Origin of the sequence: Dinoroseobacter sp. S76 (assembly GCF_049801095.1) — a bacterium.
Lineage (GTDB): Bacteria > Pseudomonadota > Alphaproteobacteria > Rhodobacterales > Rhodobacteraceae > Dinoroseobacter.
The window spans coordinates 208840-221472 of the sequence record NZ_JBNAGH010000003.1; the positions used below are offsets into that span (position 1 = coordinate 208840).

Genomic DNA, 12633 nt, shown 5'->3' on the forward strand with positions numbered 1-12633 from the left:
TTACTTAATGGAAACCATTCTATTCCTTCTTGGACACGATATGACGCGACCTACCGCGGCGACGGATTGGAACACCGGTGCACCCTATCGAGATCACATCCTCCGGCCAGAGGCGGATCCTGTTTCTGCAGGGTCCCCATGGCCCCTTCTTTGCCCAGCTCGCGGACCTGCTGACCCGGTCCGGCGCGACCTGCTGGCGCGTGGGGTTCAATGCGGGGGATGCAAGGTTCTGGACCGATAGGGCGCGCTATCTGCCCTATGACGGATCGCCCGAGGACTGGCCCCAGACCTGCGCCCAGATCCTGACCGAGCGGGCGATCACGGATCTGGTGCTTTACGGCGATGTCCGCGCGATCCACCGCAGCGCCATCCGCGCGGCGGAGCGGCGCGGGCTACGCGTCCATGTGTTCGAGGAAGGTTATCTGCGTCCCTCCTGGGTGACCTATGAACGGGGCGGCGCGAACGGGTATTCGCGCCTGATGTCGCTTGATATCAGCGAGATGACCGAGGCCCTGAACGGCCATATGCCCGAGCTGCCTTCGGCGCCGGCGCGCTGGGGCGACATGCGCCAGCATGTGTTCTACGGCGCCCTCTATCATTTCCATGTGCTCTTTCGAAACGGCGACTACGCCGCGTTCAAGCCCCATCGCGCGCTCAGCGTCAGGCGCGAGTTTCTCTTGTATCTCAAGGTGCTGCTGAAGCTTCCTGCCACAATGCTGGAGCGTTGGGTGGCGACCCGGCGTGTGCGCGTGGGCGGCTTTCCCTATCACCTCTTTCTGCTGCAGCTCGACCATGACAGCGCGTTTCAGGCCCATAGCGGGTATGAAACCATGGCCGAAGTGCTGGCCGAGGTGGTCGCGGCCTTTGCTCAATCCGCGCCCGGTCACCACCATCTCGTCTTCAAGGCCCACCCGCTGGAGGATGGCCGCGCCCAGATCCGGGCGGAAATCGCGCGCATTGCCAAGCGTTTCGGGGTCTCGGACCGGGTGCATTACGTCCCCGGCGGCAAGTTGGCGCGGATCCTTGATCAGGCGCGCTCGGTCCTCACGGTGAATTCCACTGCCGCGCAGCAGGCGCTCTGGCGTGGTCTGCCGGTGAAATGCCTCGGGCGGGCGATCTATGACAAGCCGGAGCTTGTCTCCGCACAGCCCCTGCCCGAGTTCTTTCGGGATCCGATCCCGCCCGACATGCGCGCCTATCGCAACTTTCGGCACTTCCTGCTGGAAAGCAGCCAGGTCACGGGCGGGTTCTATTCCGCCGAAGGGCGCCAGCACCTGCTGCGTCAGGTCGCGGACATGATCCTGTCGAAGAAAGACCCCTATGAGGCGCTGGAAACCGGCGCGCCACGGCGTCGCCACCCCTTACGCGTTGTCAAATAACCACGGTCCTGCTGCTGTTTGGCGCAGGGGTCGGGTTCCTTCTTTTCAAAGTCTGACCAGATACCTAGGGTTTTCGGAAAAATGTACGCAATGCGTCTCGAGGAGCAGAAACATCATGTTCGGCAGAACAAGTCTCATTGCCCGGGTTGGTCGGGCAAGCATGGTGCTGGTTGTCGCCGGTGCGGTGGCCGCCTGTGGTCTACCGCGCAGCGGCCCGGTTAAGAACGAACTGTTTGACGGATCGGTCACGCAGCAGGGCGACGCCTTTATCGTCCCGGTGAACGATGCGGTCGCCCAGCAGACAGTTCTGCGGGATCAGCTCGGGTTTTCGAGCAGCTTCCTCGGCGCTGGCACCGTCAGCCCCGATTCCATCCGTCCCGGCGACACACTGAGCCTGACAATCTGGGAAAACGTGGTCGAAGGCCTTCTCGCCCGCGGCGGGGCAGCAGCCTCGGTGATCGACCAGGTTCAGGTGGACAGCGCCGGCTTCATCTTTGTGCCCTATGCGGGTCGGATCATGGCGGCGGGCAATACGCCCGAGGCGCTGCGCGGGATCATCACCCGGCAGCTAGAGACCCAGACACCCGACCCCCAGGTCAGCGTGCGCCGCATCGCAGGTGATGGCGCAGCGGTCACTGTGGTCGGCAATGTGAACGGCCAAGGCGTCTACACGATCGAGCGTCCGACCCGGACCCTGTCCTCGATGATCGCCCGGGCGGGCGGCGTGAACGCCGAGTTCGCCGATTACGAGCAAGTGCTGGTGCGCGTCATCCGCAGCGGTCAGATCGGAACGATCTGGCTCACCGACCTCTACAGCAATCCAGAGCTCGACATTGCCCTGCGCGGCGGCGACCGGATCGTGGTTGAACAGGATCCGCGCAGCTTTATCGCGATGGGGGCCACCCGCGGCCAGACACGGGTCCGCTTTGACTCCCAGGATCTCACGGCGCTCGAAGCGCTGGCGCAGGTCGGGGGCCTCGACCCCAACCTCGCGGATCCGACGGGCGTCTTCATCCTGCGGGACGAGAGAGAAGAGGTTGCCCGCCGCGTTCTTGGCCGTCCGGAGCTGCAAGGCGACCAGCGCATGGTGTATGTCCTCGACCTCACCCAACCGACCGGGCTCTTCACCGCTGAGGACTTCTTCGTGAAGGACAGCGACACGATCTACGTGACCGAAGCGCCGATCGCCCGTTGGAACAAGACCGTCAGCCTGCTGCTGGGTTCTGTGGTACAGCCCGCAGCCAATATCGACACGCTGACAAGCAACTGACGCGGGACAGCGACAGAGCAGAGGGCGTGCGCGGTGACCCGCGCGCGCCCTTTTTGCATCCCGGCACCCCGGTGCATCTCTCCTCGCTCAGTCACCTGACCGATCGCAATCTGCGCCGGATCCTGGCTCTGGCAGGGATCGACCTGCGTCTGGGAATGCCCAGGCCCGGCGGCCATGTGGCGATCTGGGGGCGTTCGGCACGCACGGCCGCACGCGGTGAGGCGATGGCCCTCCGCAGCGGGGCGGCCCCGCTCTATCTCGAGGATGCGTTCCTCCGCTCGGTGCTGCCGGGCAAGGCCGGAGGCCCTCGCCACGGGATCACTCTGGACCGGCAGCGGCCTTATTATGACGCGTCGGGACCAAGCGATCTGGAGACGCTGCTCGCCACGCACGCGCTCGAGGACAGCGCACGGGGGGAGGCGATCATCGCCGCGCTCAAGGACGCGGGACTCAGCAAATACAATGCGGTGACCGCGCCGCAGACCGCTTTTGCGCCCGGCTATGTGCTGGTGGTGGATCAGCTGCGCGATGACGCCTCGATCCGCTACGGGGGCGCGGATGCCGCCCGGTTCGAGACCATGCTCGCCGCCGCCCGCGCAGAGCATCCCGGGCGCGAGATCCTGATCAAGGGTCATCCTGCGGCAAGCGGAGACCGCGCGGGCCATCTCGGCCCCGATGACTGTGGGCCCTGCGCGGTCTGGCCCCTGCTCGCAGACGCGTCGTCGGTCTACACCGTCAGCTCACAACTTGGGTTCGAGGCGATCCTCGCGGGCCACCGCCCCCAGGTCTTTGGCCAACCCTTCTACGCGGGCTGGGGGCTCAGCGATGACCGCGCGCCCCTGCCCCGCCGCCAGCGACGGCTGAGCGCCCCACAGCTCGCCCTCGGGGCCCTTGCGCTCTACCCGGTCTGGTACGACCCCTATCGCGACCGCCTCTGCGAGGTCGAAGAGGTTATCCCGCAGCTGGCGAGCCGCGCCCGGGCCTGGCGCGAAGACCAGCAAGGCTACGTGGCCCACGGAATGCGCCTCTGGAAGCGCGACACGATCCGGCGCGTCTTTGGCAGCGGGTCGCTGTCGTTCTCCGAGACACCGATCCCTGCTGCGAAGGCCGGCGGCAAACCGATCCTGAGCTGGGCGCAAGCTGCGAGCCCAGAGATCTCTGCGGATGCAGATACCCAGCTCTACCGGGTCGAGGACGGGTTCCTACGATCAAACGGGCTGGGCGCATCGCTGGTGCCGCCCTTGTCCCTCGTGCGGGACGGGACGGGCATCTACTACGATCCCCACCAGCCCAGCGATCTCGAGGCCCTGATCACCCGCGCTGCGACCCGAGGCGCGTCGGCCCGCGGGCAGGCCTTGTTGTCGCGGCTCCGACACGGCGATCTGTCGAAATACAATACCGGAACCGAGGCCCCGCCGACCGCCCCTGAAAGGCAAAAATGCATTCTGGTGGTCGGGCAGGTCGCCGATGACGCGTCGGTCGCGCTAGGACAGGCCGGAGAGATCACGGATATCCCGCAGCTTGTCGCCGCCGCCCGGGCCGCGCATCCGGAAGGCTATCTGATCTACAAACCGCACCCGGATGTGGAGGCTGGCCTGCGCTCCGGCCTCACGGAGAACCCTCTGATTGATGCGGTGGCGCGGGAGGCGGACCCGATCGCCTGCGTGATGGCCGCGGATGAGGTTTGGACGCTCTCCTCTCTACTGGGGTTTGAGGCGCTGATCCGAGGCCGGTCGGTCACTTGCGCGGGCCTGCCTTTCTATGCGGGCTGGGGTTTGACAGAGGATCTGGCGCCCCGCAGCAATCCGGCCTTTGCGCGCCGGACCGCACGACCTGATCTCGCAGCACTCGTCGAGGCCGCGCTGATCGACTACCCGCGTTATCACGATCCGGTCACCAACCTGCCCTGCCCGGTGGAGGTCATCCTCGATCGGCTCGAGGCAGGCGCGCCAGCCCCCGCGCCGCCACTCAGGATCCTGTCCAAACTGCAGGGGCTGCTCGCGTCACAATCCTGGCTCTGGCGCTAGAGGCGCGCCCATTCCGAGAGCAGATCTGCCCCGACGGGCACGCTCCGCATGCGTTCGAAGCGCGGCGCGTCCCCGAGGGCTTCGAGCCCCATCTCCCCCAGCCCGGCGCGACCATCGGCGCCAATGGCGCAGCCTGCATGGAACACGGCCAGCCTGTCCACCCGGCTTGACCGCAGGAGCGACGCGCCAAGCGCCCCGCCCCCCTCGCAATAAATCCGGGTAAGACCGCGCGCCCCGAGCTCGGCCAGCATGGCGGCGGGATCGAGCCCGCCTGCCCCCTCCGGAACCGCGATGCAGGTCAGACCAAGCCGGGTGGCCTCGGCAATCCGGTCCGCCGGTGCGTCCGATCCATGACAGATCCAGACCGGAGCCTCGGGTGACGCGGTGTCGCTCAGCCGGGAGGGAAAGGGGAGATCCAGACGGCGCGCCGCCACGATCCGCACAGGCTGCTGCGTGACGCCAAGCCCGCGCACGGTCAGCGTCGGGTCATCGGCGCGCGCGGTTCCGGCGCCGATCAGCACCGCGTCATGGCGGGCCCGCATGGCATGGCCCACCCGGCGCGCCTCAGGCCCTGTGATCCACTGGCTCTCGCCCGAGGCCGTGGCCAGGCGCCCGTCCAGGGTCAAGGCAAGCTTGAGAGTCACCATGGGCCGCCCCTCAGTCGCGCGGGTCAGAAACCCTACGTGGTCTTGCTGTGCCTGTGCTGCGCCAACGCCTTCGGTCACCGGAATACCCGCCGCGCGGAGCATCGCATGCCCCCGGCCCGAAACCCGGGGATCCGGGTCTTGCAACGCCGAGACCACCCGCGCCACGCCGGCGGAGATCAAGGCCTCGGAACAGGGCCCGCTTTTTCCATGGTGAGAACAGGGCTCGAGCGTAACGTAGGCCGTTGCGCCCCGTGCCGCAGGTCCCGCCATCCGCAAGGCCATGACCTCCGCATGGGGGCGTCCGCCGGGTTGGGTCCAGCCACGTCCGACAACGCGGCCCTCCGGGCTGACAAGCACACAGCCCACGGACGGGTTGGGCCATGTCCGGCCCATCCCCCGCTGCCCCAGCGTCAGCGCAACCTGCATCCAGCGCAGGTCTGTCTCCATGGCTCAGTTGTCCGGGCTGGTGGGCGGCCGCAGCTCGCTGACAAATTTGTCGAAGTCATCCGCCGCCTGGAAGTTCTTGTAAACGCTGGCAAAGCGGACATATCCGACCGTGTCAATCCGGGCCAACGCCTCCATCACGATCTCGCCGATCGTGGCCGAGGGGATGTCCGTTTCGCCCATGCTCTCGAGCCGCCGCACGATGCCAGAGATCATCTGGTCGAGCCGATCCGGTTCGACGGGGCGTTTCTGCATGGCGATGCGGATCGAGCGCTCGAGCTTGTCGCGGTCGAAATCCTCACGTTTGCCCGAGGACTTGATGACGATCAGGTCCCTGAGCTGCACCCGTTCATATGTGGTGAAGCGGCCCCCGCAAGCCGGGCAGAACCGCCGACGCCGGATGGCGACGTGGTCTTCTGCCGGACGCGAGTCCTTCACCTGCGTATCGACATTTCCGCAAAATGGGCAGCGCATGCTTGCTCCCTCGTGTTCCTGCTCTTGGGGTTGGCCCCCAGTTATCCACAGGCACTATAGGTAGCTCTCTATGGCTTGGGTAGAGGGCAATTGGACAGGGCTTATCTTGGGTCAAACCTGAGTCCGGAATGCCGCACTCGGCCTCGATCACCGCAAGAGAGCGGTGACGCGACGTTGATGCGGGCGGTCACGATGCTCGACCAGATAGATCCCCTGCCAGGTGCCGAGGGTCATTCGGCCGTCCAACACGGGGATCTGGAGGGAGGTCGGCAGGAGTGCCGCCTTGATATGGCCCGGCATATCGTCGGGCCCCTCATAGGTATGGGTGAGATAGGCCATGGAGGGGTCGGTGGTCGGCGGGACCAGACGGTGAAAAAACGCCGTGAGGTCGGTCTGCACCTCCGGATCCGCATTCTCCTGGATCAGCAGGGACGCGGAAGTGTGCTGGATCTGCAGGGTCAGGAGCCCCTCGGCCATATTCTGGGCCGCGACCCATGCTGCGACGTCACGGGTGAACTCGGTCAGGCCCGGGCCCGTGGTTGAGATGGTGAGGATACGATGCGCCATGGCGGGAGTGTTCCGCCTATGCGCCTGCGCAGCAAGGGAAAACGCTGCGCTGGCCTGGAATTGCGTGATGCTCGCCAGAGCGCCGTCTTGGCTCCGTCCACCCCGTTGCGGCGAAGCGCGCTCCAAACGGATCAGAACAGACCGTCACCCAGCTGATCGATGAGCATCTTGGCCTTGGCCACGGCCGCCGCATTCGCCTCGTCCGCGCTTGCGAAATGGTCCGCGCGGATCAGCATATGGGATTTGCCATCCTTCTCGATCAGGGCGGTCAGCCGGTATTGCCCGCCCTCCTTCACCGATTGCGGTGTGATCGAGAACCCTTCATGCTGTTCGGCTTCGGGCATGGTCGGCTCGGATTTGCCGAAGAGTTTTGAGAATAATGCCATTGCGCGCCCCCTCGCTCGCCTCTGTCAGTGGCCTAGGTCAATCATCATCGCGCCGCCGGTCTGGCGGCTTGCAGAAGGACTTGCCCGAATTCACGCTGCGGTTCTCCCCTACCCGGTTCGGGCTGAGGGTAACGCCCCCCGAGGGCAGACCCTGCGCCTGCGCGCGCGGCACAATGTCGAAGAGAACACTGGTCGACCCGGCGCGTGTCGCACTCGGCCCCTCTGCGCGGCTGATCACCAGCCGGTCGCTGGGTTGCGAGCGCAGGAAGCGTTGGGCGAATTCCGCCGCCGCGCAGAAATACTTCATGCCCGATGCGCCCGGCTTGGCATAGACCTCGAGCACCGCGCCCGACTCCGCGCTGGGAATGACCCCGAACTCGTTGATCGCGCGATAGGGCGATTTCGGGGTGTAGCGCTCCGAAAGGCTCCGCGCCTCTGCCGCTGAGCTCATCAGGGTCGCCGCAAGGCCGAGGCACAAGGCCCAAGCCGTGCAGGACCCGCGCCACAGGTTTGTCTGAGATCTCATCGCCCTCTCCACACTGGGAACGGGCCCGCGATTGGCCCGCATGTCACTCAACTCCTTCGCAGCCTATCCCCAGCGGGGCGGCAGGCACAATAACGGTTGAGTGTGCGCCGGTGGGCGATGTCAGGGCAGAATGACCGCCGCGGTCACGAGCACCATACACGCCCCCACAAGGCATAGCAGTCGAACAGATTGTGTCATGGTCGCCCCCCGCGTGATCGTTGACCCATGGTAACCATGCTGGGGGGAGAGACCACCGCGAAACCGCCGGATTTCCCGCAGCGCGCCGCTGGCTAAGCGCAAAACCGCCGAGAGACGAGGATCGATCGGCTTTCCCCGGGGGTGTCGATGACCGGCGCCCGATTATTGGGCGAAATTGAATCGCCGAGCTCTGACGCAGGGACCAGTTCGAACCCAACGGCCCGGCGGTTGTCCCGCACCTGGCTCGGACCAAAACCGGTTGTCACGCGCAGATGATCCGAGGGCTCGGCCCGCAGGACCGCCTCGGCATATTTCGCAGCGGCGCAAAAGTAGTCCCGTCCGATGGCCCCCGGTCGATCCCAAACCTCGAACTGGTCCGGACCCAGTTCCAGCGGCGCGACCTTGTGGCCGTTCGGCGCGGAATAGGGGCGCTTGGCCGTGACGGTCGGGCTCGGGATACGGTCGCGGAACACATAGGCGCAGAACACAACCAGCGCGACGCCGAGGACGAAAATGATGAACTTGCTGCTCATGACTGGATCGGGCGGTGCGGGCGCGCCTTCGCGGCACGCCCGACGCGCTTACTGATCGAGGAAGCTGCGCAGCTTGCGGCTGCGGCTCGGATGCTTGAGCTTGCGGAGCGCCTTGGCTTCGATCTGCCGGATCCGCTCGCGGGTCACGCTGAACTGCTGACCCACTTCTTCGAGCGTGTGGTCGGTGTTCATTCCGATGCCGAAGCGCATGCGCAGCACGCGCTCTTCGCGCGGGGTGAGCGAGGCGAGAACCCGGGTCGTGGTTTCCTTGAGGTTCTCCTGAATCGCGCTGTCGAGGGGCAGAACCGCGTTCTTGTCCTCGATAAAATCGCCCAGCTGGCTGTCTTCCTCGTCGCCAATCGGCGTCTCGAGAGAGATCGGCTCCTTGGCGATCTTCATCACCTTGCGGACCTTCTCCAGCGGCATCTGGAGCTTTTCGGCCAATTCCTCCGGCGTCGGCTCGCGGCCGATCTCGTGGAGCATCTGCCGACCAGTCCGCACCAGTTTGTTAATCGTCTCGATCATATGGACCGGGATCCGGATCGTCCGGGCCTGGTCCGCAATGGAGCGGGTGATCGCCTGACGGATCCACCAGGTCGCGTAGGTGGAAAACTTGTAGCCGCGGCGGTATTCGAACTTATCGACCGCCTTCATCAGGCCGATATTGCCTTCCTGAATGAGGTCGAGGAATTGCAGGCCGCGGTTCGTGTACTTCTTGGCAATCGAGATCACGAGACGCAGGTTCGCCTCGACCATCTCTTTCTTGGCCTGCCGGGCTTCTTTCTCGCCCTTCTGGACCTGCTGCACGATGCGGCGGAACTCGGTGATGTCGACGCCCACATAGGTGCCGACCTGAGCCATGTCGGCCCGCAGCTCTTCGATCTTGCTGCTGGAGCGTTCAATGAAAGCCTGCCAGCCGCGCCCGGGCTTTTCGGACATCCGCTCCACCCAGGTCGGGTCGAGCTCGTAACCGCGATAGGCCTCGACGAACTCGCGGCGGTTGATCCGCGCCTGATCCGCCAGCTTCACCATGTTCGAGTCGATGGACATGATGCGCCGGTTGATACCGTAGAGCTGGTCGATCAGCGCCTCGATCCGGTTGTTATGCAGGTGCAGCTCATTGACCAGCAGCACGATCTCCGCGCGCAGCTTCTGGTAATTCGCCTCATCCTCGATCGAGAAGCTTTCATCCTCGTTCAGGGTCGCCGAGATCCGCAGATCCTGCATATCGCTGAGCTGGGTGTAATCCCGTGCGATCAGGTCCAGCGTCTCCAACACCTTGGGCTTGAGCGCGGCCTCCATCGCGGCGAGCGACATGTTGGCCTGATCGTCCTCGTCATCCTCGTCCTCGGTCTTGGCAATCGGGTTGCCATCGGCGTCGAGCTCGGGCTCGTTGGCCTTTTCCGAGGGGGCGCTGGGGCTGTTGGCGGCCATCTCGACGACGGAGGAGCTTTCCTCGTCCTCGTCCATGGCCCCGCCCATGGTCGCCTCAAGGTCGATCACATCGCGGAGCAGAATGTCTTCGGAGAGAAGTTCGTCGCGCCAGATCGTGATCGCCTGAAAGGTCAGCGGGCTCTCGCAGAGACCGGCGATCATCGTGTTGCGCCCGGCCTCGATCCGCTTGGCGATGGCAATCTCGCCCTCGCGGCTCAAGAGTTCGACCGAGCCCATTTCGCGCAGATACATCCGCACCGGGTCATCGGTGCGGTCCAGCGCTTCCGACGAGGTGGTCGAGACGGCGACTTCGCGAGACCCGGAGGCTTCCACGACCTGGGTAGAGGCTGAGGCCGGGGTTTCCCCCTCTTCGGCCTCATCTTCCTCGATGATGTTAATCCCCATCTCCGAGAGCATCGACATCACGTCTTCGATCTGTTCGGAGCTGACCTGGTCCGGAGGAAGCACCTGATTGAGTTGATCGTAGGTGATGTAGCCGCGCGCACGCGCCTCGGCGATCATCTTTTTGACCGCCGCTTGGCTCATGTCGAGCATGGCCTCGGCGTCCTGGTCGTCGGTCTTGCGGTCGTCAGTGTCTTTGGCGGCCATTCATGTTTCCTTGATTAAAGGGGAGCGTGCCGGTTCATCGTTCTGTTCCACCCCGTATGCGAATCAGGTCGTAAGTGATTCGCGCTTCCCGCTTTTATCCGTGTTTACTTAACTTTCCGTGCGGGGTCAGCCCCCGTTTGTCTGTCCTTTGCCAAAGCTGATGCCATTGAGCAAGTCGTCAAAGGCGCTGCGTTCGTCTCGACTGATTCGCGCACCGTTCTCGGCAATATCGTATTCGGTCTTGTCATCCTGGGCGACGCGTCCCGCGGAATTGCGGGCCTCGGCGGCCTGCCCGAGCCGCCATGTAATCTCTTCATTCGAGGCGGAGTCGAAATCCTCGATCGCCTCATCCAGTTCCCGTTGCCATCCGGCCTGCGCCGAAAGCTTGGCGAATGCCCCGGCGACCGAGAGGCGCGCGATATCCTCGTCGCAGCCAGGGCGCAGGGACGGCGCAATCTGCACATGGCGTTCGCGCAGGATGAGATCAAGGGTCTCGCGGCAATCGGGGTCCTCGAATGTGATCCGCGCGCTTCGGGCTTCGGGATCGGTCGCGGTCAGCGCCATGGCAATCGCACTGAACCCGGGCGAGGCAAAGCGGTGATCCAGAAGCGCCGTTTCGAACTCGTCGATCAGAATGGGATGGGTGCAGAGCGTGGCGAGGATCAACGCCTCCTGCAGCTGCTCATCGGCGTTCGAGGTCACAAGGGCCGAGGCCTTGAGGTTCGCGGTCGGCCGCTCCGGCCCCTTGGATTTCCAGCCTCCGCCCCGACTGGGACCGCGCCCGCCACTGGGGCTAGAACGCGGCGCTTCACCGCCGCCATAGCCAAAGAGCGTGTCGAGTCGGGCTTTGATCTCTTGCCCGTAATGCTGCTTGATCGAGGGGTCCTTGATCTTCGCAACGGACATGCGCAGCGCCTTGCCCAAGGCAGCCTTGCGCTCGGGGCTGTCAAACGCACGCCCTTCGGTCTCGCGCTGCCAGATCAGGTTCAGCATGGGCTGCGCCTCGCGCAGGAGCGTGCCCATCGCATCGGCCCCGTCCTGACGGATCACGTCATCGGGGTCCTTCTTCTCCGGCAGGATGCAGAACCGCAGGGATTTCCCCGCCTCGATCAACGGCAGGGCCAGATCGACCACCCTCTGTCCGGCCTGCAGCCCGGCGCGGTCGCCATCCAGCGCAAAGATCGGCTCAGGTGAGATCCGCCAGAGCAGCTCAAGCTGCGGCTCCGTGACCGCCGTGCCGAGGGGCGCAACCGCCGCCGGAAAGCCCGCTTCCGACAGCGCGATCACATCCATATACCCCTCCGCCACGACGAGCATGTCGGATTTGCCCGCCGCCTCCCGCGCGCGCGCATGGTTGAAGAGGACCCGGGACTTGTCGAAAAGCTCCGTCTCCGGCGAGTTGAGGTATTTCGCCCCGTCCTCGGGATCCATGGCCCGCCCGCCAAAGGCAATCGCCCGCCCCCGCGCATCGCGGATCGGGAACATGATCCGGTTGCGGAAGACGTCATAGGGGCGCCCACCCTCCTTGCGCGAGGGTTTGGCGAGCCCGGCTCCGAGGATCAGGTCCTCGGCCACACCCTTGCCGCGCAGGTGGTCCCAGAGATGCTGCCAGCCTTCGGGCGCAAAGCCAATCTCCCAGCGCTCGCAAGCAGCCTCGGACAGGCCCCGCCCCGCGAGATAGGCCCGCGCCTCCCGCGCAGCACCAGTCTTGAGGTTCAGCTTGAAAAACTGCACCGCCTGCTCAGCCACATCGCTCAGCTGGCTGCGTCGATCCGCTTTGGCCGCCGCTTTTGGATCGCGGGCGGGCATGGTCATCCCGGCCTCGGCGGCGAGGATCTCTACTGCTTCCATGAAGCCCACATTCTCGGTCTCACGCACGAAGGAGATCGCATCCCCCTTCGCGTGACAGCCAAAGCAGTAATAATAGCCTTTGCGATCATCCACATGGAAAGACGCGGTCTTTTCCTGGTGGAAGGGGCACGGGGCCCACATATCGCCCTTGCCCTGCTGGGATTTGCGCATATCCCAGACAAGCTTGCGCCCAGCCACCTGTGTCATGGACACGCGACCGCGCAATTCATCAAGGAAACCGGGTGGCAGACTCATCTGGGAAATATCGGTGCCCTGCCCCGCGAAGTC

Annotated in this window: 11 protein-coding genes; 3 read left to right on the forward strand and 8 right to left on the reverse strand. The window is 64.9% G+C overall.

What is annotated here, in order from left to right; genetic code table 11:
- Positions 1-86: 86 nt before the first annotated feature.
- The 3 genes from ACP153_RS10705 to ACP153_RS10715 all read left to right on the forward strand — a co-directional run bounded on the left by ACP153_RS10705 (position 87) and on the right by ACP153_RS10715 (position 4676).
- Entirely contained in the window at positions 87-1379 is a 1293-nt protein-coding gene (locus ACP153_RS10705) for a capsule biosynthesis protein (RefSeq protein ID WP_424971450.1), read from the forward strand.
- Between the two features lie 115 nt (positions 1380-1494).
- Positions 1495-2649, forward strand: a complete 1155-nt coding sequence (locus ACP153_RS10710; RefSeq protein WP_424970979.1) for a polysaccharide biosynthesis/export family protein — start codon at positions 1495-1497, stop codon at positions 2647-2649.
- Between the two features lie 26 nt (positions 2650-2675).
- Positions 2676-4676 (forward strand): capsular polysaccharide biosynthesis protein, encoded by a 2001-nt coding sequence (locus ACP153_RS10715; protein WP_424970980.1) that lies wholly within the window; start codon positions 2676-2678, stop codon positions 4674-4676.
- Here ACP153_RS10715 and ribD read toward each other — a convergent pair.
- From ribD to dnaG, 8 genes are all read right to left on the reverse strand, one after another.
- Positions 4673-5770, reverse strand: a complete 1098-nt coding sequence (ribD, locus tag ACP153_RS10720) for a bifunctional diaminohydroxyphosphoribosylaminopyrimidine deaminase/5-amino-6-(5-phosphoribosylamino)uracil reductase RibD (protein WP_424970981.1) — start codon at positions 5768-5770, stop codon at positions 4673-4675. The genes ACP153_RS10715 and ribD overlap by 4 nt on opposite strands.
- A 3-nt stretch (positions 5771-5773) precedes the next feature.
- Positions 5774-6241: a transcriptional regulator NrdR gene (nrdR, locus tag ACP153_RS10725; RefSeq protein WP_424965898.1), complete on the reverse strand. Its 468-nt coding sequence runs from the start codon at positions 6239-6241 to the stop codon at positions 5774-5776.
- Positions 6242-6388: 147 nt separating this feature from the next.
- Positions 6389-6808, reverse strand: a complete 420-nt coding sequence (locus ACP153_RS10730; protein ID WP_424970982.1) for a secondary thiamine-phosphate synthase enzyme YjbQ — start codon at positions 6806-6808, stop codon at positions 6389-6391.
- A 131-nt stretch (positions 6809-6939) separates the two neighbouring features.
- Positions 6940-7194 (reverse strand): HlyU family transcriptional regulator, encoded by a 255-nt coding sequence (locus ACP153_RS10735; RefSeq protein WP_424970983.1) that lies wholly within the window; start codon positions 7192-7194, stop codon positions 6940-6942.
- Between the two features lie 37 nt (positions 7195-7231).
- On the reverse strand, positions 7232-7720 hold the full coding sequence (locus tag ACP153_RS10740; RefSeq protein ID WP_424970984.1) for a hypothetical protein: 489 nt from the start codon (positions 7718-7720) through the stop codon (positions 7232-7234).
- Between the two features lie 290 nt (positions 7721-8010).
- The gene (locus ACP153_RS10745) at positions 8011-8451 is read right to left on the reverse strand and encodes a hypothetical protein (protein WP_424970985.1); all 441 of its coding nucleotides are present in this window, start codon (positions 8449-8451) and stop codon (positions 8011-8013) included.
- 48 nt (positions 8452-8499) lie between these two features.
- Entirely contained in the window at positions 8500-10494 is a 1995-nt protein-coding gene (rpoD, locus tag ACP153_RS10750) for an RNA polymerase sigma factor RpoD (protein ID WP_424970986.1), read from the reverse strand.
- 126 nt (positions 10495-10620) lie between these two features.
- The gene (dnaG, locus tag ACP153_RS10755; protein ID WP_424970987.1) at positions 10621-12600 is read right to left on the reverse strand and encodes a DNA primase; all 1980 of its coding nucleotides are present in this window, start codon (positions 12598-12600) and stop codon (positions 10621-10623) included.
- Positions 12601-12633 lie beyond the last annotated feature (33 nt).

What these genes read in the sequence shown, in the direction of transcription:
- ACP153_RS10730 (WP_424970982.1), bottom strand. Translation starts at nt 6,808, where the DNA reads ATGGCGCATCGTATCCTCACCATCTCAACCACGGGCCCGGGCCTGACC.
- ACP153_RS10745 (WP_424970985.1), bottom strand. Translation starts at nt 8,451, where the DNA reads ATGAGCAGCAAGTTCATCATTTTCGTCCTCGGCGTCGCGCTGGTTGTG.
- ACP153_RS10740 (WP_424970984.1), bottom strand. Translation starts at nt 7,720, where the DNA reads ATGAGATCTCAGACAAACCTGTGGCGCGGGTCCTGCACGGCTTGGGCC.
- dnaG (WP_424970987.1), bottom strand. Translation starts at nt 12,600, where the DNA reads ATGAGTCTGCCACCCGGTTTCCTTGATGAATTGCGCGGTCGCGTGTCC.
- rpoD (WP_424970986.1), bottom strand. Translation starts at nt 10,494, where the DNA reads ATGGCCGCCAAAGACACTGACGACCGCAAGACCGACGACCAGGACGCC.
- ACP153_RS10735 (WP_424970983.1), bottom strand. Translation starts at nt 7,194, where the DNA reads ATGGCATTATTCTCAAAACTCTTCGGCAAATCCGAGCCGACCATGCCC.
- ribD (WP_424970981.1), bottom strand. Translation starts at nt 5,770, where the DNA reads ATGGAGACAGACCTGCGCTGGATGCAGGTTGCGCTGACGCTGGGGCAG.
- nrdR (WP_424965898.1), bottom strand. Translation starts at nt 6,241, where the DNA reads ATGCGCTGCCCATTTTGCGGAAATGTCGATACGCAGGTGAAGGACTCG.
- ACP153_RS10710 (WP_424970979.1), top strand. Translation starts at nt 1,495, where the DNA reads ATGTTCGGCAGAACAAGTCTCATTGCCCGGGTTGGTCGGGCAAGCATG.